Origin of the sequence: Paraburkholderia sp. MM5384-R2 (assembly GCF_014201025.1) — a bacterium.
Lineage (GTDB): Bacteria > Pseudomonadota > Gammaproteobacteria > Burkholderiales > Burkholderiaceae > Paraburkholderia > Paraburkholderia tuberum.
Genome location: NZ_JACHDI010000034.1, coordinates 1 through 21,241, shown reverse-complemented (window position 1 = coordinate 21,241; position 21,241 = coordinate 1). Strand labels below are relative to the sequence as shown.

The following is a 21,241-nucleotide window of genomic DNA, read 5'->3' as shown; positions in this document are numbered from 1 at the left end:
AGGAGAGACATGAAGATCCTGACCAAGACCCTGCTCGCCGCGACGCTCGGCCTCCTGTCGGCTTCCGCGCTGTATGCGGTTGACACCGCCGTCGCCGCGCCCGAACCGCACGCCAGGAACTGGACGCCGCCGAGCGCGAAGATCTTTGCTCAGAAACTGTCCGAGCAAATCATGCAACAGCATCCCGAGTTACTCAGCGTGACTTTGCACGGCGTTCCTCCGGGTATGCAGGATGCCTACACGATGTTCGCCGGTTCCTATCTAGAGCGCATCGGCAATGCCGACGATCCGGACGACATCGACATCTCGAAAAAGGGCATCACGATCGTCGACCCGCGCTGGCATCGTCCCAATGACAAGGTCAAGAAGTTCGTGATGATGCTGCCGCTGCGCGACGCGAGCGGCCAGAACGTCGGCGAGATCGTGCTCGCGTACAAGAACGACGGCGCCAATGCAAAGGGCGAGACCGCCTTCTTCCTCGCATCGACGGGCCTGCGTGACGCGCTGCAGAAGCAGATCCCGAGCTACGCCGCGTTGTTCGAGCCCGCGAAGTAACCGCGCGTAAGGCCCGCCGTGCGCTTGCAATGCCTCGTCCCCGGCGCGCCGGGGACGAGCTGTATTCAACGAGCTATCCCCATTCAGGAGTCTGACCATGCGTTTGCGAATTTCCGCGATCGTATCTCTGACGACGCTCGCGGCCCTGTGCGCGACGCCGCCGCACACTGCCTGCGCGGCGGCGCCCTCGGTCGATGCAGCCAGCCCGGCGGGCGCACCTCTGCGGCTGATCGGCAGCACGGCGCTGCCGGACTACAAAGGCGATTTCGACCACTTCGCCGCCGACGTTGACGGCGGGCGGCTGTTCCTCGCCGGCGAAGACGGCGCCACGCTCGAAGTATTCGATCTCGGCAGCGGCAAGCATCTGCGCACGGTCAAGGGTTTCGACCAGCCCCACGCCATCTTGTACCTGCCGGACCTGAACCGTCTGATCGTCACCGACAGCGGCGCCGGCATGACGCGCATCGTCGACGGAACGAGCTATCGCGTCATCGGTTCGATCCAGCTCACCGTCGGTGCGGACTCGATGCGCTACGACCCGTCGCGCCGTCACATGTACATTGTCACGGGCGGTAAAAACGCCGAGCCGAAGATGACGCAGACGATCGTCTCGGAGGTCGATCCGCGCACGGGCAGCCACGTCGGCGACGTGAATTTCGACACCGACTTTACCGAAGCGATGGCGGCCGAGCAGCGCGGCCACCATCTCTTCGTCAACGTGACGGGCAAGAGCACGCTTGCCGTCGTCGACAAGGCGACGCGCCAGGTGATTGCGAACTGGCCTATCCATGGCGCGGAGCTGAATGCGCCAATGGCATTCGACGAGACGCATCGACGCCTGTTTGTCGGCACGCGCAAGCCGTTCAAGCTGCTTGTGCTCAATGCCGCGAACGGCAACACGATCGCGACGTTCGACGCGCCCCAGCGCACGAACGAAGTGATCTTCGACGAAGTCAACCAACGCATCTACATGGCCGGCGACGACTATCTTGGCGTGATCCAGCAGAAGGATCCCGGCCATTACGAGGAAATCGCACGCGTGCCGACGGCCAAGGGCGCCAAGACGGCGCTTCTGGTGCCTGCGCGCCACTGCCTGTATGTCGCGGTCTCGCCTGGCGAATCAGGCGCTGGCGGAAGGCTGCTGCGCTTCGATGTGTTACCGGGCACTGGCGCGAAGACGCCTGCCGGAATGTAAGTGCTTGCCACAGCTCCGCGGGTGAAACCACTATCGCGTAGCTGACTGTTTCTTGGTGCGGCAGGGACCTGAGAAACGCACTCGGACACTGTGCGGGTGCTCGCGGTGCTGCTGTGGTTGTCGTTCTTTTTCGGGATGTATAACGGCGCGATGGTCGCGGCGCTGACTGAAGTCATGCCGGTCAACGTGCGCGTCGCTGGTTTCTCGCTCGCTTTCAGCCTTGCAACCGCCGTCTTTGGCGGATTTACTCCCGCCGTGTCGACCTGTCTCATTCAAGTGACCGGCGACAAGGCGGCGCCCGGTTATTGGTTGAGTTTCGCAGCCGTATGTGGCCTCGTCGCGACGCTTGTGCTCTATCGACGAGGCGGTGCAGCGGAGCGATCGGCGACCGTCGCCTGACGAGTCGCGCAAGGCACGCATCTCGTCGCCTGGCCCGCAGAGCGGCGGGATAAAAGTGCCTATGCGCCCCGCGCCGAATGATTCGGTTCCAACAGCCTTTGCTCGCCGATCGCCGCGTCCCGGCCAACCGGCATCTCGCGACTGGGTTCACCGCTGTCCGCCCGCAACGTGCTGTTTTGTAAGCAGGCGAAGTGCATTGCTTAAACTTCAGGAGACGTTTCCATGCAAATCACCGGTATGTTGCACGGCGCGCGCCTGCTGCAATTCGTCGGATTTCCGGCCAGCGAAATCCTGGCTCCGAGCGCCAGCGAGGAGGAAGTCAAGGCGCTGATCGACCGTCATCGCCAGATCTTCATCAAGCCCGTCTTCAAGGGCGGAGTCGGCAAGAAAGGCAAGGCAGGTTTGCTTGGCCGCGCGACCGACCTGAAGACCGCGCTCGCGGAAAAGGAGCGGCTCTACTTCGCCGAGCATGCCGTCGGCCACATCAAGGCGAAGGCGAATGGCGTCACCTTCGAAGCCGGTGTGCCGGCCACGCACGAAGTCTACTTCTCGATCACGGATTCCACCCGCTTTCGTGCGCCGACCATGACGCTCTCCCACATGGGCGGCATGGACATCGAGGAAGTCGACCCGAAACAGGTGGCGATGGTGCCGTTCGATGCGCTGACCGGGCTGAAGGCGTTCGTCGTAGCGAATGCACTGAGCGAGATCGGCGCGCCGAAGGAGATCATTTCGCCGCTCGTGCAGCAGTTGCCGAAACTCTGGGAACTCTTTCACGACTTCGGCATGACGACGCTCGAGTTGAACCCGATCCGCATGCGCGAGGACAAGAACGGACGACTCACACCCGTCGCCTGCGACTTCAAGTGCGGCTTCGATCGCGACGATCCGCGCTGGGCGCGTCTTGGCCTGCCGCCTCATCTGTTCGCCGCCGATTACTCGGATTTTGAGCAGGAGATCAACCAGCTTCGCACCCACCAGGGCCAGAGCGATGTGTACGTCATCAACGAGAAGGGAACGATCCTCGCCCCGACCTTCGGCGGCGGCGCCAACTCGCTCGTCACCGAAATGCTCGGCGACGCCGCGATCATCTCGTCGGATTTCGGCGGCAATCCGCCTTACGCGAAGATGAAGGAAGTGGCGCGTATCTGCTTCAAACACTGGCTCAAGCAGTCGAATGTGCTCTTCATCATTGGCGGCAAGTCCAATAACACGGACATCTACGAGACGCTGCGCGCGATGGCCGACGCCCTGCGCGAGCACTTCAGCGAGCACGGAGCGACGCCGCTCTATGTCGTGCTGGGCCGTGGAGGTCCGAACCTCGTGCGCGGCATGTCGGCGCTGAGGGACACATGCGACTCGCTGGGCCTGCCCTACCGGCTGTTCGGCTTCGACTCTGACATCAGCGAAGTGATCCAGTACGCACGCCAGGCGGACGCCTGGATGCGCGCCGGCGGCCGCACCGGGATCGCAGCAAGGATTGGCGCGTCACCGAGGCAAACCGGAACGGCTCGTGCCTGAGGAGATCGACATGTACAAGCAAGGCAGCAATACGTTCAGGTATTTCGTTGGCGTCAACTCACTCGCACAGATCGCCACGCGCGAGGATCGCGTGTGCGTGCTCAACATCCTGGGCGGTGAATCGTCGGACGTGACGCCCGTGAGTCACGCATTCTCCGGCGGTAACGTCGTATTCGGCACCGCGCCGGGCAAGGGCGGGCAAGTGCTCGCGACGCCGGCCGGCGATATCCCCGTGTACAACAACGTCCGTGAGGGGCTGCAGGCGGGACACCGGTTCAACTGCGGCGTCGTCTATCTGCCGCCGTCCGCGGCCCGCGACGGCGTCGCTGAACTGATTCGCGTGAATCCCGAGCTGCGGAAGATTTTCATCATCACCGAGAAGATCGCGGTCCACGACGCCCGCGAAATCCGCGCGATGGGCCAGCAGGCGGGCATCGACATCTTCGGCGCGAACGGCCTCGGCGTCGCCGATTCGTGGAATCGCGTGAGGATCGGCGGAGCGCTCGGCGGCGACAATCCTGACGATTCGTTGCGCAAGGGCTCGATCGCGATCTTCTCCAACTCCGGTGGCTTCAGCACGACGATTGCGCAATACCTGCGCATGGGTGGCTGGGGCACATCGACCGTCATCTCGAGCGGCAAGGACGTCTACATCCACTATGCCGCGCCGGAATTCGCGTTCGCACTCGCCAACGATGCGCGCAGCAAGGCTGCGGTGCTTTACTGCGAACCGGGTGGCTACTACGAGGCCGATGCGGTCTTCACGAAGCCAGTCGTCGCGTGCGTCGTGGGACGGTGGAAGAGCCGCCTCACGCGGGCAGTCGGCCACGCCGGCGCGATGGCCGGCGGCAACGACGACGCGCAAGCCAAGGAACGCTGGTTCATGCAGAAGTTCGGCGTCGAGCGCCTCTTCACGCCGGATGATCCATGCTGCTCGACGAAGGGTGCCGTGGTGACGAACATCGCGCACATCCCGGCCGCGCTGAGCGCCGTGATGCGCGCCAACGCGACGATGCCCGATTTCGACTCGGAGGGCAGTCTCGCCCTCAAGCCGTGGTTCGGCTCCGATCAGGGCATCGCGCTGCCGGACGGCCTCGCGATTCCGGTCGTGAAAGCTGTTGCGCCGTATAACGAGCAGGTCCATCAGGTCAATCGGCAGATCGGCGTGATCGCTCCACGCCAGGCGCTCAAGGACGCATCGGGCGCATCGCAGATGGACGCGAAGACGCAGGTGAGCAGCCTGCACGGCGCGTCGATGCTGGAGGCCGCGACGCGTTCGCTCGAAGCGAACGTCGGCCTTGCCCTGCTGCACGAATTCGGCGGAGAAAACGACGAGAAGCTCATCGATGTCGCGATCGCTGCGTCCGTCAATCTGCACGGAACGCCGGAACTCGCGGCAGCGCAAGCCGCACGCGAGGCCGGCAATGCACCCAACGCCGTTCTGGCCGCCGCGGCGTCGATCGTCGGGCCGAATCGTCAGCGCGCGGCGCGGGACGTCACCAAGTGGCTGATCGATCGTTTTGCGGCCGCTGGTCTTGCCGACGCGCTGAACGAAACCTTCGACGTCGCACGCATCGACGCAAGCGGCTGTGAACAGTTCTTCGGCGACTCTCGCGATCCGCTCGCCGAAGCAATGCTCGCGGGACTCGCCGCGCGCGGCGCGAAATCGGCGTTCGTCCGCTGGCTGACGTCGCAGCCCGCTCACCCGACCGGCGACGCGGTGCTGGCCGCGATCACGACGACGCTGGCGTGGGGACCGCTCATGCGCAAGCGCATCTCGCGCGTGACCGCCGAAAGTTTGCCCTGGTGGAGCATGCTATTTGGGACGCTCATCGGTGCATCGGCCGATGCGTCGCGGCATGGCCCGGACGGTTTCTGCGGCTTCTCCACCGACGAATTGCTGAACGAGCGCAGTCTCACCGAAATCGGCTTCGCCGCGCTGCTCAACCTGAAGCCGGGTCCGGACGACCTGTTCGCCTTCAAGACGCTCGTCGGCCTGCTGCTCACCAACGGTCCGGGTGCGATCTCGGCGCAGGGGGCGAAGGGCGCGGTATCCGCCGACGGCCCGGAAAGCCCCGAGCGCGTGCAGCTCAACAAGGCGCTTGTCGGCTTTCTCTCGCATACCGGCTACACGCACGGCGGGAACGGGTACGAGGGTATCGCGTTCCTGATGGATGCTTTCAGGGAAACCGCGCTGGACGATCCGTCGAAGCCCGGCCACGGCGTGGACCTGCGCTCGCTCGCCGAGCGCTCCGTCGAGCGCTATGCGCAGTACAAGGCGCGGCAGAAGCATGCGGGCAGCCTCGATATCGCGAAGCTGCCGGGCGTGAACCATCCCGTCTTCAAGGACAGACCGGTCAACCACGACCCGCGCGAAGTGTTCATCGCCGACTTGAGCGAGAAGCGTGGGGAATATAACGTGTTCCATGCGTACTACCGCGAGCTGGTGCAGGCGTTGTTCGAGGCAGGCGTCTCGCGCAACGTCTATTGCGTCAATGTCGATGCGGTGATTGCCGCATTGCTGCTGAAGATGCTGTGGCAGCCGCTGCGACGCGGTGAATTGAGCGAGTCCGATCTGGAGACCGCCGCGTTCACGATCTTCCTTTATCCGCGCATGCTCGGCTGCGCGGCGGAAATCGACGATCATCTCAACCGCGGACGCAACATGGACACCCGAACGCCCGCGTCCCAGTGCCGCTTCGTGGCCTGAGCGCGAGTCTTACCGGCGCGGGGCAACCACATGGCTGCTGTGCTTTAGGGCAGTTGCGGGCTTTCGCCCGCGTCCATTGATAACCAGCGGACATCGATCGTTCCGAAAACGACGTTCGCTCGAAATGCCGCACGCGGACTGCCTGCTCGAGCTTGTCGATGGGGCGGCTCAGAGCCGACCACAAGATCTTGACCGCATCGGTAGCCTTTCGGAAGCCACCCAACTATACGACGGCTCGAAACGCCTGCAAATCATCCAGGTCGAAGTTGACGCCCCAGGCCATCCTCTGCGTAGTACAGCGGCTTTTGTGCATGATGCTGGCCAAAGTGGCCATCGGGACCGACGTTGGAGAGCGCCGACAATTGCTGCGGAACCGAATTGCGAACGTCCGTATTCGGCGCCTATGAATAGAATTCAACTATGAATAGTTTGTTGGCTGCGAATTCGCGTAATGTAGGTGCAGCGCGGCTGGCGTCGGGCTGGTTCGCGATCTTCTAGACATAGTTTCGGCATCGGAGTCCAGTGGTGGTCCTACTTCAGGAGACCGCCATGAAAAACGTCCGACTTCCTCAACGCTACTTCACCAACTGGCTCAACGAGCGGCCCTTGGCGCCTCATGTCGATGCGTTCGTGCAGTACCTGGCGGACCGCGGTTACGCCAATAACAGCTTTGCCACCTACGTACGCAGCATCGATCATTTTGCGCAATGGATTCATCGCCGTCGTGTGGACGTTTGTCGCATCGACGAATCGGTGCTCGCCGAGTTTCTGAGCGAGCACCTTCCATCCTGCCGTTGCGACGGTGTCGTTCTACGCCATCGACCTAGTCTGAGCGTTGCACTAGTGCAGTGTTTCGTTCTGTTTGGAACTTAAGCGCGAGTTGGCACGAATGACCTTCTGCAGGATGTCGCGCGCGCTCTTGGTCCAGATGAACGGCTTGGGGTCGGTGTTGTGATGCGCGACGTATTCATCGATGGCGGTCACGAGTTCGGGCACGCTTGTGAACACGCCGCGGCGCAGCCGATTCTCGGAGATATCACGGAAGAAGCGCTCGACCATATTCAGCCATGACGCCGAGGTTGGCGTGAAGTGCATGTTGAACCTTGGGTGCTTGGCGAGCCAGTCCTGCACCGCCGGATGCTTGTGCGTGGCGTAGTTGTCGGCGATCAGATGCAGCGTCTTGCCTTTGGGCGTTTCGCGGTCGATCTTGCGCAGGAACTTCAGCCACTCGGCATGGGTATGACGCTGCTGGCATTGGCCAATGACTTGCCCATCGAGTACGTTGAGCGCCGCAAACAGCGTGGTCGTGCCGTGCCGCTTGTAGTCGTGCGTCATCGTCTGCGCGCGGCCCTTCTTCAGCGGCAAGCCCGGCTGCGTGCGGTCGAGCGCCTGCACCTGGCTCTTCTCGTCGCAGCAAAGCACCAGGGCGTGCTCAGGCGGAGACATGTACAAGCCCACGATGGCTTCGAGCTTCTCGACGAACTTCGGATCGCGCGAGACCTTGAAGCCGCGCACGATGTGCGGCTTCAGGCCGTTGGCCTGCCAGTGCCGCATGACGGTGCTGGGAGCGACGCCCAATCGCGCGGCCATCTTGCGCGTGCTCCAGTGCGTGGCCGCTGCGGGCTTGGTTTGCGTGGTCAACTCCACCAGCATTTGCACATCCAACTTCACCGGCGGCGCCCCGCGCGGCAAGTCGCGTGCAATGCCTTCGAGGCCTGACTCAACATAGCGCTCGCGCTAGCGTGCGACCTGTACCCGGCCCACGCCCAACTGCTCGGCAATGTCCTTGTTCTGAAGGCCCTGCGCGGCAAGCAGCACGATGCGTGCACGCTGCGACAGACGCACGCTCGTCAATTGAGAACGCACCAGCCTGGTCAGCTCTGCTTCCTGCTCTTCACTGAGTACAACGACCGGGGCAATTCGCACTTGCTCGTTCCAAACCAAACTGAAGTAGACCATTGGAGCGATACCATTTAATTACGTTCAATCAAGAGTCGAACGCTACACTAGCGAGGGGCCGATGTGGACCGTTCACGCGACCGTCGAGGTGCAAACGTCCGGAAAGCGGCGTATTGCTGCCTGACCAGAGCCGGTACCTGAATGACGGCAAAGGCCGACTTGGGCAAAGAGACTGCTCCGACCGGTGACGGCGAAAAAGAATGGAGGAAGACAATGTAACTCCCATCAACTCAATGGGAGTCTCTCATGGGAAGCAATCAAAGCCGGGAGCTCTGGAACAAAGGCAGGTTGGTTGGTCAGAAGCCGCCGCTGAAGCCCAAAGACGTCTGGGCAATCCGGATTCACCTCCAGAACGCGCACGCGGTTCGTGATCTAGCGCTATTCAATCTTGCGATCGACAGCAAGCTGCGCGGGTGCGACCTCGTCAACCTGCATGTCCGCGACGTAACCCACGGCAATCAGATACTGCCGCGCGCGATGATAATGCAGCGTAAGACCAAACGACCCGTGCAGTTCGAGGTCACAGAGCCCCCTCGCGCTGCGGTCGCTGCATGGATCGAGAAGGCTAAGCTGAGGTCCGACGAGTATCTTTTCCCAAGCCGCCTTTCTCGGTCGCCTCATATCTCAACGCGACAATACGCCCGGAAGGTGCATCAATGGGTCGCCGCGATCGGCATTGATCCGACCGCTTACGGCGCACACTCGATGCGTCGGACGAAGGCTATTTTGATTTACAAGCGGACGAAGAACCTCAGAGCGGTCCAACTTCTGCTGGGACATAGGCTCGAAAGCACCGTTCGATACCTCGGCATAGAGGTCGACGATGCGCTCGAGATCTCAGCGCAAACTGAGATCTAAAAACACGCCGCGGCCGTACGTCAGGCTGTTTGTCTCTGCGGCCGCATTCGCGTCGGAGACACCGCTCCTCTCGGCCAGTTTCAGCCACTTGATGAAGCTCGCTGGTCGTCCACTTTCGACTGGCACGAGACATTCACCAATGCTGATTTCACGTCGGACGCAGGCTATGAAGCGGCTGCGCGGCGATGACACCCATCATCCTCGCATCTGACAAAGGGTAGCAATCCTTTCGCGCAGCGCACCTCCCGCCGAATTCCCGATTGCGCGCTCTGGCGTGTGACGGTTAGGTGAGCGTGTGCACGGGGCGCCAATCTGAGCGTTTTTTTCGCGCAAGGCTCTATGTAACAAAAAACAGTACGCGGAGCAGAAGCTTAGGCCCGCCGAGAACCTTACGGAGCGAGGTCAATGCACCGGCAGGTTATCGATCATCGGCTATCCGCAATATGACGTTGGGTACGTTGGGCGGGTTTGAACAGGCTGATCTCGCAACCAACGTTCGTGTCGTGGAACTCCAGCGTCATGCCGTGCATACCGGCCACGGCGGCGGCAAGACTAAGCCCCAGGCCGCTGCCGGGCGTATGACGGCTCGCCTCGCCACGATAAAAACGGCGCAGGACGGCATCGCGCTCGGCCCGTGCGATGCCTGGTCCATTGTCCTTGACCGTCACGCCGGCGCCTCTTGTGTCATGCCACAGCGTGATACGCACGGCTCCGCCATGCGGTGCGAACTTGACGGCATTCTCCACCAGATTCGCCAGTGCCTCGAACAGCAGATTCGGATCGCCCTGGATCTCCAGCGGCCCGGACACGGTGCGCTGCAGTTCGAAGGCAATCTGCTTGTCTTCGGCGGTCGGCTCGTAGAATTCGAACACGTCGTCGGCCACCGCGGCCAGATCGACGCTGGTGAAGCCGGCGCGGCGCACGCCGCTTTCGATTTCCGAAATGCGCAGCAGGGCGTTGAAAGTGCGTAGCAGGCCGCTGGTTTCCACGATGGTTTCATCAATGGCCGCGCGATACTCTGCCTCGGTTCTGGCGCGCCGTTGGGCACGTTCGAGTCCGCCGAGCACCCGCGTAAGCGGCGTGCGCAGATCGTGCGCAATCGCATCGCACACGCCTTTGACCTCGTTCATCAGGCGCTCGATTTCGTCGAGCATCCCGTTCACGACGCCGACCAGGCGATCCACGTCGTCGCGTTTCGAATGCACCGGCAAACGCCTGCCGAGATTGCCGGCGACGATCTCCTCGATCGACGCGGTCACCGCATCGAGCCGCCGCATCGCCGAAATGCCAATCAGGGTCGCCCCGATCAGGCCGATCACGAGCGTGATCATCGCAGTGGAGAGCAGCGCATGCAGCAGTTCGTCGTCGAAGTGGTCGAGCTCGAGGGTGTTCTGGCATTGCAAAGCGATGCGGTTATCGGGCACGTGCGCGGCGATGCATCGGCCAGGCGGGTGGCCCGGCAGATTTGCGAGTCGCATCGAAAACGGCTTGCCAAAGACGGGGATGGCCGGCAGATCGCCCGGATAGCCGCCGGCAAGATGTTTGCCGCTGGCTTCGAACAGGCCGAACGGGCGCTGGCGGCGCGGATCGAACTGGTTCTGATGTTCGAATCGCGCGACCAGTTCGTCCGGCGCTTCGCGTTTCAATTGTGCGTGCTCGCGAATCAGCCAGTCGTCGATGCGCTCCTGTTCGAAGCCGGTGATCTCGCGGTACAGGTAACCGAACAGCAGCAGCGCGATCACGCCGAACAGCACCAGAAACAGCGTGGCGAGGCGAAAGCCGGTGGTGCGGTGCAGTTCAGTCAGGCGCATGTAGCATGTACCCCGAACCGCGCACGGTATCGATCATCGGAGCCGTGCCGTCCGGGTCGAGCTTCTTCCTGAGACGGCTGATGTGCACGTCGATCACGTTGGTCCGCTCGTCGAGCCGGTAGTCCCATACCGCTTCGAACAGCATGGTACGGCTCACCACCTGGCCCTGGTGCTGCATCAGGTATTCGAGCAGCCGGTACTCGCGCGGCAGCAGCGGTACGGGGCGGCCGGCGCAGGTCACTTCGCGTTTGAGCGGGTCCAGACGTAACGGGCCGACCTGGTACTCCTGCACAGCGGGCGCCGCCTCGCGCCGGCGCATCAACGCATCGAGCCGCGCGGTCAGTTCGATGAACTCGAACGGCTTGGTCAGATAGTCGTCGCCGCCGGCGCGCAAACCGCGCACACGTTCGTCGACCGCGGACAGCGCGCTCAGGATCAGCACCGGCGTGAGCACGCCGGCGCTGCGCAACGCCGACAGCATGCCTAGCCCTTCGAGGCCGCCCGGCAACATGCGATCGAGCACGATCGCGTCATAACTGTTGGCGACCGCGAGCATCAAACCGTCGCGGCCGGTGCTCGCGGTTTCGACCTTGCAGCCGTGATCGGTGAGCGCTTCAACGATCTCTGCGAGAGTCTGCTCGTCGTCCTCGACGACCAATACGTTCGTCATGCCTTTTTCCAGAAATGAACGAGCGTCGAACCTGCGCTAGCCGGCCGATTTACACTAGGCTCGTATCTACGATGTCCGCAGTATGCCGCGCGAAGCTGCACAGGCGTTTCGCGCCAACATGAAAAAATTTTAATGTAAGCCCCTTAACGTAAGCCGCAGCGCATGCGAATCCTGCTGATTGAAGACGATATGCGCGCCAGCCAGTTCCTGGCGCGTGGCCTGAGCGAGAGCGGTCTGATAGTCGACACGGTGGCCGATGGTGCGACCGGGCTCGCCTATGCGCGCGAGGGCATCTACGACGTGATTGTGACTGATCGGCGCTTGCCGGCGCTCGACGGCCTGGCTCTCGTCCAGCAGTTGCGCGCCGGCGGGGATACGACGCCGGTGCTGATGCTGTCGGCGGTCGGCGGCCTGAACGAACGCGTGGAGGCGATTCGCGCAGGCTGCGACGACTATCTCGTGAAGCCGTATGCGTTCGTCGAAGCGCTGGCCAGAATCGAGGCGCTGGCGCGGCGCGCCGATCGCAGCAGGATGAGCGAGCGGCTCGAATGTGCGGATCTGGTACTCGACACGCGGGCGCGGACCGCAAACCGCGGCGGTCGTGATCTGCGCCTGCAGCACCGCGAATTCCTGCTGCTCGAATGTTTGGTGCGCCGCGAGGGGCAGGTCGTGACGCGCAGCATGCTGCTCGAGGCGGCATGGAATTACGATTTCGAGCCGCGCGGCAATATCATCGATATGCACATGCATCGGCTGCGGGCAAAGGTGGACCGCGACTTCCCGCTGGCGCTGATTCATACGGTAGTCGGCGCCGGATACGTGCTGAACCCGGCGCCCTGACACGCGCGGAACGCCCTGCAAGCCCCGGCTCGGCGCGCCGACGCGGCATGTTGCGCCGCATTAAATTTTTTTAATTAATGGGCGAAAGCGCCGACAGGACCCGCTGGCTAATCTGGCGACACTTCTAGTTGCCGGAGCGTTCTCCAATGTCAGGACTGTCCCGTTGGGCGCCGCTTTCGCGCGCCGTCAGTCCAGCTGCGCGCGTATCGTGCCTGCGCGCCGCCTTATGTGCGCTCGGCCTCGCGGTGCTCGCCGGCTGCTCGCTTGTGCCTGCCTATCAACGGCCGGGCGCGCCGCTGGCGCAATCCTTCGACGGCGCGGCCGGTGGCTCGCTCGCCGCTACCGTGCCAGTCAGAAGCGGCTGGTGGCGCGAGTATCACGACCCCGCGCTCGACGCGCTGATCGATCGCAGCCTGCGCAACAACTTCACGCTGGCGTCCGCGATTGCGAGCGTCGAACAGGCGCGCGGCAACGCCGAGCGAGCCGGCGCGCCGCAGTATCCGTCGCTATCGCTCGGCGCCAGCTTCGATCGCAGTCATCAGGGGCGCGGTTCGACCACCAAGACCCAGAGCCTGTTCGCCGAAGCCAGTTACGAGGTGGACTTCTGGGGCTTCAACGCCGCCAACGCCAGCGCCGCCGACCTGCTCGCGCGCGCCTCCGGGTTCGATCGCGACACAGTGGCGCTGACGCTGACCGCATCGGTCACCGACACGTATTTTCAGGTGCAGAGCCTGCGTCGCCGCCTCGCGATTGCGCGTTCCATTTCCGACGATGCCGCGCACATTCTGCAGCTGCTGCTCGCGCAACAGCAGGCGGGCGTCGCGACCGAATTGCAGGTGCAGCAGCAGCGCAACGCGCTGGCCACCTTCCAGGCGGCCGTGCCGGCGCTGCAACAGCAGCTCGATACCAACATCCATGCGCTCGCGGTGCTGACGGGCACCGCGCCTGAACAATTCACGGTCAGCGACGCCGCGCTTGCCGACATCCCGATTCCCCAACCGCGCCCGAATCTGCCCGCGAGCCTGCTGGAAACGCGCCCCGACATCCGTTCGAAGGAAGCGCAGTTGCAGTCGGCGAATCAGAGTGTCGGCGCGGCTCGCGCGGCATTTCTGCCGAACATCGTACTGACCGCGGACGGCGGGCTGAGCAGCAAGTCGCTGTCGCATTTCCTGTCGAGCCCGTTCGCCAGTCTCGCCACCTCGCTGGCGGCGCCAATCTTCGATGGCGGCGCGCTGCGTGGCCAGTTGCACGCGAGCCAGGCGGCCGAAGCGAAGGGCGTCGCGGATTACCGCCAATCCGTCATAACCGCGCTGCAGGACGTGGAGGACTCGCTCACGGCGGCGCAACAGCAGCAGCTCGCTGAAGTCGCTGACCAGAACGCCGCCGACGCCGCCCGCAAAGCCGCCACGCTCGCGCAAGCCCAGTACAAGCTCGGCACCGTCGACTTTCTGACCGTGCTCGATACGCAACGCACGCTGTATCAGTCCGAAGACACGCTGGTGCAGGCACGGCTCGCGCGCCTGCAAGCGTCCGTGAGCCTGTTTCGCGCGTTCGGCGGCGGTTTCGGCGTGACCGACGATAGCGATAGCAGCACCGCCTCCACCTCTCCGTCATCCCGCTCATGAAATCTGCAGACCTTCCGAACCACGAGGCGCCCCGCGGACGCGGCCGCGCGCCGCTCATTCTGGCGTTCGCCGTCCTTGTCGCGATGCTGGCGGTGTGGTTCTGGCCGCGGCACCCGGCGGTCAAGGCGGCGACTGCCGTGCCGGTCAACGCCGGTCATCCCGTGAGCCGCGACTTTCCAATTCGCGTCGCCGCGGTGGGCACGGTGCTCGCGCTCAATACCGTAGACGTCAAAGTACGTGTCGACGGCCAGTTGCAGCGCGTCGCCTTCACCGAAGGACAGGACGTGAAAGCCGGCCAGTTGCTGGCGCAACTCGATCAGGGACCGCTCACTGCCCAGTTGCATCAAGCGGAAGCGGCGCAGCGCAAAGACCAGGCATCGCTCGATAACGCGCGGCTCGATCTCGCTCGTTACTCGCAACTGGTCGGCATCGGCGCGGCGACGACTCAGGCGGTGGACACCGCGAAGGCGCAAGTCGAAGCGCTCTCCGCGACGGTCGCTGCGGACGCCGCGCTGGTGCAAAGCGACCGGCTGCAATTGAGCTTCACCACGTTGAGCGCGCCGTTCACCGGACGCGTCGGCGCACGCGAAGCCGATATCGGCGCGATCGTGCATCCGGCCGACACCACCGGCATCGTCACCGTCACGCAGATGGAGCCGATCACCGTGCTGTTCTCCGTGCCGCAGGACGTGCTGCCCGAACTGCTCGCGAATCAGGCGAAAGCGCCGCTGGCGGTGAACGTGACCACGCGTTCCGGCAGCACGCCGCTCGCCGACGGCACGCTCGTCTTCATCGACAGCACGGTCGATACCACGACCGGCCAGATCAAACTCAAGGCTTCGTTCACCAACACGGACCGCAAGCTGTGGCCCGGCGAACTGGTGAATGCGCGTGTGCTGATGCGTACCGATGCAAAGCGGCTTGCGGTGCCGAGCCGCGCGGTGGTGAACACGCAGAACGGCACGCAACTGTACGTGATCACCGCGAACGGTACGGCGCAGATGCGCCCGGTGCAAACCGGCGTCACCGTCGACGGTATGACGGAGATCCGCAGCGGCGTCGCGCGCACGGACCTGGTGGTGTTCGATGGACAAAGCCGGTTGAACCCGGGCGTACATGTGACGGCGACCACTGTAGCGGCGGTTGCCGAGGCGCCGGCCAATGCCAACCCGGCAGACAGCCAGGCTAATAAGGACAATCCGTCATGAGCCTCATGGAATTGTTCATCAAACGGCGCATCGCGACAAGTTTTCTGGCGATCGCGGTGCTGCTGGCCGGCGCGGTGGCGTATTTTCTGCTGCCGGTCGCACCGTTGCCGCAGGTCGATTTTCCGACCATCCAGATCGTGGCGAAGTTGCCCGGCGCGAGCGCGGAGACCATGGCGACTTCGGTGGCGACGCCACTGGAGCGGCAACTCTCGTTGATTGCGGGCGTGACGCAGATGACGTCGTCCAGCTCGCTCGGCACCACCAGCATCGCCGTGCAGTTCGACCTGTCGCGCGATATCAACGGCGCGGCGCAGGACGTGCAGACCGCGATCAACGCGGCCGGTGGCACATTGCCGAAGAATCTGCCGAACCCGCCGACCTATGAGAAGGTCAACCCCGCCGACTTCACGTTGCTGTCACTGGCGCTGACTTCGCCCTCGCTCACGCTCACGCAACTCGATAGCTACGCCGAAGACTATCTCGCGCAACAGATATCGCAGATGCCCGGCGTCGGTCTGGTTGATTTCCACGGCGAGCAGCGTCCCGCGGTGCGCATCCAACTCGATCCGGACAAGCTCACCGCACGCGGCCTGACACTCGAAGATGTGCGCTCGATCGTCGGTTTGCAGACGGTCAATGCACCGAAGGGCAGCCTGAATGGCCCGGACCGCTCGGTGATCTTCAACGCGACCGACCAGATTACCACCGCGTCGCAGTATCGCGATCTGGTGGTCGCGTACAAGAACGGCGCGCCGATTCGCCTCTCCGATCTCGGCACGGTGATAAACGCCGCCGAAGACAATCAGCAAGCCGCGTGGCTCCGGCACGAACGCGCGATCATTCTCGATGTTCACAAGCAGCCGGGCTACAACGTCGTGCAGACGATCGCCAACATCAAGGCGAAGTTGCCCGCACTCGAAGCGACGCTGCCCGCGGCGGCGCATCTGCATGTGGTGGGCGATCGCACGCAGACCATCAATGCGTCGGTGCACGACGTGCAGTTCACGCTGATGCTGACGGTCGCGCTCGTCGTCATGGTGATCTTCTCCTTCCTGCGCAACGTATGGGCGACCATCATTCCCAGCCTGACGATTCCGCTTTCGCTGGTCGCCACCTTCGGCATGATGTATCTGCTGGGCTATAGCCTCGACAATCTGTCGCTGATGGGGCTGACCATTGCGGTGGGCTTCGTGGTGGACGATGCGATCGTGGTGATCGAGAACGTGATGCGGCATATCGAAGAAGGTGTGCCCAGAATGAAGGCCGCGCTGCTCGGCGCGATGGAAGTGCGCTTCACCATCATCTCGATGACGATCTCGCTGATCGCGGTGTTCATTCCTATCCTGTTGATGGGCGGCATCGTCGGCCGGCTGTTCCGCGAATTCGCGGTGACGGTGAGCGCGGCCATTGTGATGTCGGCGCTGGTATCGTTGACCGTCACGCCGATGCTGTGTGGCTGGCTGATCCGTTTGCCCGAGCCGGATGGCGGCGGCTGGATGCGCAGGCTCGAAGGAGGGCTTGAAGCGGTCTTCACCGCCGTGGAGCATCGCTACGAGCGCGGCCTCGATTGGGTACTGGACCGCCAGAAGCTGATGCTGGCCGTCACGGTGGCGACGGTTGTCGCGACCGGCGCGTTGTTCGTCGTAATCCCGAAGGGATTTTTTCCGCAGGAGGACTCCGGGCTGATCATGGGCGTCGCACAAGCCGCGCCGGATATCTCACCGCGCTCGATGTCGCAGAAGATGCAGCAGCTTGGCCATCTGATCGAAGCCGATCCTGCCGTCGACAACGTCTACTTCTGGATGGGCGCCAATCCGACAGTGAGCCAGGGGCGCGTCATGATCAACCTGAAGCCCTTTGGGCAGCGCAAGGACAGTGCTGCGCAGGTTATCAATCGTTTGAAGCCGCAACTGGCGAAGGTGATGGGCATTTCATTGTCGATGCAGGTTCGCCAGGATATCCAGGTGGGTGGCCGCATCAGCGCTGCGCAGTATCAGTACACGTTGCAGGACCCCGACATCAGCGAACTGAATCACTGGGCGGGCGTGCTGACCGATCGCCTGTCGAAGCTGCCGCAACTCGTCGACGTCACGTCCGACCAGCAAGCCGCCGCTACCAGCGCAACACTCGTGATCGACCGCAGCACGGCTTCGCGTTTCGGCATCACGGCCCAAGCCATCGACGACACGCTCTACGATGCATTCGGCCAGCGGCAGATTGCGACGCTTTTCACGCAGTTGAATCAGTACCACGTAGTCGAAGAAGTCGATCCACGCTTTCAATTGACGACGGATGCACTCGCGCATCTCTACGTGCGTTCGCCGCTCACGAACGAATTGGTGCCGCTCAACACGCTCGCCCAGATCGAAAACAATGTGTCACCGATCTCGGTGAATCACCAGGGCCTGTTCCCGGCCGTGACGATCTCGTTCAATCTGGCGGCGGGTCAGTCGCTTGGCAACGCGGTGGCGGCGATTCAACAGGCCGAAGTCTCAGCAGGCACCCCCGATAGTCTGACGGGCTCGTTTCAGGGCACGGCGCAAGCGTTCCAGGCGTCGCTCGCGAGTGAGCCGTATCTGATCGCCGCGGCGCTCGTGGTGGTCTATCTGATTCTCGGCATCCTGTACGAAAGTGCGATTCATCCGCTCACCATCATTTCGACGCTGCCCTCGGCGGGTGTGGGTGCGTTGCTCGCATTGATGCTGTGCGGTCAGGCTCTGTCAATCATGGGCATGATTGGCATCATCCTGCTGATTGGTATCGTCAAGAAGAACGCGATCATGATGATCGACTTCGCGCTGGTGGCCGAGCGCGAGCAAGGCCTGTCGCCGCGCGAAGCGATCCGCCAGGCCTGTGTGCTGCGCTTCCGTCCAATCATGATGACGACGCTCGCCGCGCTATTCGGCGCGCTGCCGCTCGCGCTCGGGCACGGCGCGGGTGCCGAATTGCGCGTGCCGCTCGGCATAGCGATTGTCGGGGGACTGATTGTTTCGCAAATGCTGACGTTGTTCACGACGCCGGTCGTGCACCTGTGGTTTGACCGTCTGTCGCATTGGCTCGCTGATTGGCGTACGAAGGACAGTGTGGTCGAGCAGCATACCGTCGCTTGATGGCCTTCAGCCTGCCCGGGGGGCTTCTTTGTCACCACGGCCGCCGCCGATTCAACGCGTCGGCCGTGGTGACAGTCCATCGGCCGCAACTCATTCAAAGCCGGCCGCGCGGATTCCCTACAGAGGGCACCCGAACGGCGGCCTCGGCCGGGCTGAATCAATCCGCGACACGCCGCGTGCGTATGAGTGCCCGGGGGCGTTTCGCCCCCGCAGTGCCTTCAAAGTCTTTTCTGAACGAGCGGCTGAATCCGCCTATGCGAAGCGGATAGTGTCAACAATGGCGCGACGGGCAGTTGTGGGTCGGAAAGACTCACTCGTCAATAACGAGAGTTGACATTCGCCGGTACCTGTCTGCGAATGTCAGCAACGCAACCCGCAGTTGCCGCACGCCGTCGAGTCGGCGACCGTCGGCAATGGCCGAACTGCTGTCTCTGAGACGCCGTCATGAGTGACCAAACCATGCTGTTAACTGCGCTCGAACTCCCGACGGCGCGGCCGGCGGCCATGCGGTCGAGAAGACGCATTCAGCAATAACGATAACTCAATGAGGTAAGCCCCCGGCTTTGCCGGGGGACTCACCAAGGTTTGACCTTTACGACGGTCAGCGCGAATTTCCTATCTCTGCCAAGAGAAGGAGATTCACGATGAAAGAGTATCAAAGCCTGAGCCATACGCGATGGGACTGCAAGTACCACGTGGTGTTTATCCCGAAGCGTCGAAAGAAGCGGATTTTCGGGGCGTTGCGGCGGCAGCTTGGGGAAATGTTTCATGAGCTGGCGTCCCACAAGGAATCGAAGATTGTCGAAGGGCACCTGATGGGAGACCACGTTCATATGTGTCTGAGCATTCCGCCGAAGTATGCGGTATCGAATGTGGTCGGCTACATCAAGGGCAAGAGCGCGATTCAGATAGCACGAAAGTACGGAGCCCGGCAGCGAAATTTTACCGGCGAACACTTTTGGGCCCGAGGCTACTTCGTTTCTACGGTGGGGCTGGACGAGCACATGGTGCGAGCGTACATCCGCAATCAGGAGGAAGAGGATGAGCGATACGACCAGATGAAGCTGGTCATGGAGTAAGCCGCCACCGGCGGCTCACGGTTTTATGGGCGCCTTTGAGGCGCTCACAAATTCAAGCCACCGGCTTTGCCGGTGGTATTTGACTTGTTCAACTGAAGGCAGCAAACTACTCCAGCGTATCGACGGTGATGTCGGCATGCCCGTGACATATGGCATCCATGATCGGCAGCCTGTGCGATCGCGGAGCCGCATCAGGCGGTAAGGCCTCTAGTCGCGCTCGTTGAGATCCCAAGGGTTCATCTGTTCCACAGATACCGGCGCATCGGGTCGGGACACGACGCCCTTCAGAGTTTGAATTGAGCCATCCGGTGCGGACGGCGAATCGACACGAAGCCACGGCCCCAGCGTATCGCGGACACACTGCTGGCAAAGGTCAAGGCTCATATGGGCGCCGTCACCGAAAACCGAACCAAAGCCTCCACGCCAGTCGAGCGACACCTTTTCGTACCACTCCCACTGGTCGTCATTGGGCGTCATACGCCGGCCGCAGCGGTCGCATGTGCAGGCCATGACCTCCTGCACCATCCTGTCCCGGTATTCGCGCATGACCTACCCCCTTCCCCAGTCCGACTTTTCCCAGTCCGGCGGCACGAGACCAAGCTGCTTCGCAGTGTCGACCGGCAGGCGCAACAGCACCGTGCCCGGCCCGCGTTCCATGTTCCCGAGCATGGTGACTTCAGCGGCTACACCGTCGAGCTCGAGATACACGACGTCCTCCGGCTCAAAAATCTCGGCGTAGAGATCCCATCCTGGCCGATCGCCCTCTTTCGCCTGATACCTGATGCGGTTCTTGGTACTCGTGAATTCCTGTTCCTATTCCGAGCGTTTAGCCGATGCCCCAATTGCCTGCACCCAATCGCTCCAAATACTGGATGCGGTCGGCGTCGTCACTGACCGCCGCCTGTCTTTTCACTGTTCACCGTGCAAGTACGGCTGGACAGAATGTTCGCGAGTCGCTTCGCACGTTAGCCCCTCTTCCGGTCGGACCGGCGGATGCAAATGCAGCCTCGACAAACTCCAGTCTATAACCGCAATATGCTCCAGGCAGCGCCATTGCCGTAATCTACGACGCGCGGCGTAGTGCGTATACGGCGACGATCACGTTGGCCGACCGGCCATGCTGCTTGACGCCATAGAATTCTGGCGGCGTATTCCAGAACGTCACCCCGCTCCTGAATTCCTGTCCCATGCGCACGTCGGCGGAATATACAATTCGCGATTCAGGCAACGAATCACGGCACGGCTGATACCGCACTTGCGATCAAGCACCTCGTCGACTCGACTCAGGTTGCCGGGATCCGGCTGCACGTTGCCGGCCGGGAGTCCAGCTTCTGCGCCAGCCGCGTTCCGCAGGGTCAATACCGGCTGGCTATCTGCTACTCAGGAGGGTTCAGGATGAAAGCGCATCACAACACCGAACGGAGCGGCAAGCGGACGATCGACCTGGTATCGGAGGCCGTCGCAGCGGTGATCAATGGAACGCAATAGCTGACGGCGCAAACAGTCGGCAAGCGGCTCGACCCGGAAACCACCGATCCGGTAGCAGTGACACCCCGGTGAAAAAAGGAAACCGGGATTTTGCCATCGAACTGGCCGGCCAGACCTTGTAGGCAGTATGACTTCCTGCGGGACAGAGGCTGGCCTGCCGCAACGGAATCAAACGCGGGTTAGCATTGCTGTCAGAGCCGCACGGTGCGGACG

At 62.6% G+C, this 21,241-nt stretch carries 15 protein-coding genes and 3 pseudogenes; 12 read left to right on the top strand and 6 right to left on the bottom strand.

Annotation, left to right across the window (positions count from 1 at the left end):
* Positions 1-9: 9 nt before the first annotated feature.
* From HDG37_RS33790 to HDG37_RS33770, 5 genes and pseudogenes are all read left to right on the top strand, one after another.
* Positions 10-555 (top strand): hypothetical protein, encoded by a 546-nt coding sequence (locus HDG37_RS33790; RefSeq protein WP_184055234.1) that lies wholly within the window; start codon positions 10-12, stop codon positions 553-555.
* A gap of 97 nt (positions 556-652) precedes the next feature.
* Positions 653-1,750 (top strand): YncE family protein, encoded by a 1,098-nt coding sequence (locus HDG37_RS33785; protein ID WP_184055232.1) that lies wholly within the window; start codon positions 653-655, stop codon positions 1,748-1,750.
* A 93-nt stretch (positions 1,751-1,843) separates the two neighbouring features.
* Positions 1,844-2,149 (top strand): annotated as a pseudogene (locus HDG37_RS33780) (citrate-proton symporter); the annotation flags it as partial.
* 222 nt (positions 2,150-2,371) lie between these two features.
* Positions 2,372-3,670: an ATP citrate lyase citrate-binding domain-containing protein gene (locus HDG37_RS33775; protein WP_184055230.1), complete on the top strand. Its 1,299-nt coding sequence runs from the start codon at positions 2,372-2,374 to the stop codon at positions 3,668-3,670.
* Between the two features lie 10 nt (positions 3,671-3,680).
* On the top strand, positions 3,681-6,380 hold the full coding sequence (locus HDG37_RS33770; protein ID WP_184055228.1) for a CoA-binding protein: 2,700 nt from the start codon (positions 3,681-3,683) through the stop codon (positions 6,378-6,380).
* Positions 6,381-6,462: 82 nt separating this feature from the next.
* Here the strand turns inward: HDG37_RS33770 and HDG37_RS39775 are convergent.
* A pseudogene (locus HDG37_RS39775) lies at positions 6,463-6,603 on the bottom strand (LysR family transcriptional regulator); the annotation flags it as partial.
* A gap of 326 nt (positions 6,604-6,929) precedes the next feature.
* Here HDG37_RS39775 and HDG37_RS33765 point away from each other — a divergent pair.
* Entirely contained in the window at positions 6,930-7,253 is a 324-nt protein-coding gene (locus HDG37_RS33765; protein ID WP_184055226.1) for a site-specific integrase, read from the top strand.
* Here HDG37_RS33765 and HDG37_RS33760 read toward each other — a convergent pair.
* A pseudogene (locus tag HDG37_RS33760) lies at positions 7,221-8,339 on the bottom strand (IS630 family transposase). The gene HDG37_RS33765 and the pseudogene HDG37_RS33760 sit on opposite strands and share 33 nt — an antisense overlap.
* Before the next feature lie 246 nt (positions 8,340-8,585).
* Between HDG37_RS33760 and HDG37_RS33755 the strand changes: the two are divergent.
* Positions 8,586-9,197: a tyrosine-type recombinase/integrase gene (locus tag HDG37_RS33755; RefSeq protein WP_184055224.1), complete on the top strand. Its 612-nt coding sequence runs from the start codon at positions 8,586-8,588 to the stop codon at positions 9,195-9,197.
* Between the two features lie 425 nt (positions 9,198-9,622).
* On the opposite strand, the gene HDG37_RS33750 is transcribed toward HDG37_RS33755, so the two are convergent.
* Both HDG37_RS33750 and HDG37_RS33745 read right to left on the bottom strand, forming a co-directional pair.
* Positions 9,623-11,008, bottom strand: a complete 1,386-nt coding sequence (locus HDG37_RS33750) for a HAMP domain-containing sensor histidine kinase (RefSeq protein ID WP_184055222.1) — start codon at positions 11,006-11,008, stop codon at positions 9,623-9,625.
* Positions 10,995-11,678, bottom strand: coding sequence for a response regulator transcription factor (locus HDG37_RS33745; protein WP_184055220.1), 684 nt, complete (start codon positions 11,676-11,678; stop codon positions 10,995-10,997). The genes HDG37_RS33750 and HDG37_RS33745 overlap by 14 nt, the downstream gene beginning before the upstream one ends.
* A 162-nt stretch (positions 11,679-11,840) precedes the next feature.
* Here HDG37_RS33745 and HDG37_RS33740 point away from each other — a divergent pair, with 162 nt between their 5' ends.
* The 5 genes from HDG37_RS33740 to tnpA all read left to right on the top strand — a co-directional run bounded on the left by HDG37_RS33740 (position 11,841) and on the right by tnpA (position 19,540).
* Positions 11,841-12,518 carry a response regulator transcription factor gene (locus HDG37_RS33740; RefSeq protein ID WP_184012715.1) on the top strand — a complete coding sequence of 226 codons (678 nt, stop codon included), beginning with the start codon at positions 11,841-11,843 and terminating at the stop codon, positions 12,516-12,518.
* 146 nt (positions 12,519-12,664) lie between these two features.
* The gene (locus tag HDG37_RS33735) at positions 12,665-14,143 is read left to right on the top strand and encodes an efflux transporter outer membrane subunit (protein WP_184055218.1); all 1,479 of its coding nucleotides are present in this window, start codon (positions 12,665-12,667) and stop codon (positions 14,141-14,143) included.
* Positions 14,140-15,351, top strand: a complete 1,212-nt coding sequence (locus tag HDG37_RS33730; RefSeq protein ID WP_184055216.1) for an efflux RND transporter periplasmic adaptor subunit — start codon at positions 14,140-14,142, stop codon at positions 15,349-15,351. The genes HDG37_RS33735 and HDG37_RS33730 overlap by 4 nt, the downstream gene beginning before the upstream one ends.
* Positions 15,348-18,461 carry an efflux RND transporter permease subunit gene (locus HDG37_RS33725; RefSeq protein WP_184055214.1) on the top strand — a complete coding sequence of 1,038 codons (3,114 nt, stop codon included), beginning with the start codon at positions 15,348-15,350 and terminating at the stop codon, positions 18,459-18,461. The genes HDG37_RS33730 and HDG37_RS33725 overlap by 4 nt, the downstream gene beginning before the upstream one ends.
* Positions 18,462-19,105: 644 nt before the next feature.
* The gene (gene tnpA / locus HDG37_RS33720) at positions 19,106-19,540 is read left to right on the top strand and encodes an IS200/IS605 family transposase (protein WP_184055212.1); all 435 of its coding nucleotides are present in this window, start codon (positions 19,106-19,108) and stop codon (positions 19,538-19,540) included.
* A gap of 207 nt (positions 19,541-19,747) precedes the next feature.
* Here the strand turns inward: tnpA and HDG37_RS33715 are convergent, their stop codons facing one another.
* A complete protein-coding gene (locus HDG37_RS33715; RefSeq protein WP_260335200.1) occupies positions 19,748-20,086 on the bottom strand; it encodes a hypothetical protein in 339 nt (112 codons plus the stop codon).
* A 3-nt stretch (positions 20,087-20,089) separates the two neighbouring features.
* Positions 20,090-20,248: a hypothetical protein gene (locus HDG37_RS39770; protein ID WP_260335199.1), complete on the bottom strand. Its 159-nt coding sequence runs from the start codon at positions 20,246-20,248 to the stop codon at positions 20,090-20,092.
* Positions 20,249-21,241 lie beyond the last annotated feature (993 nt).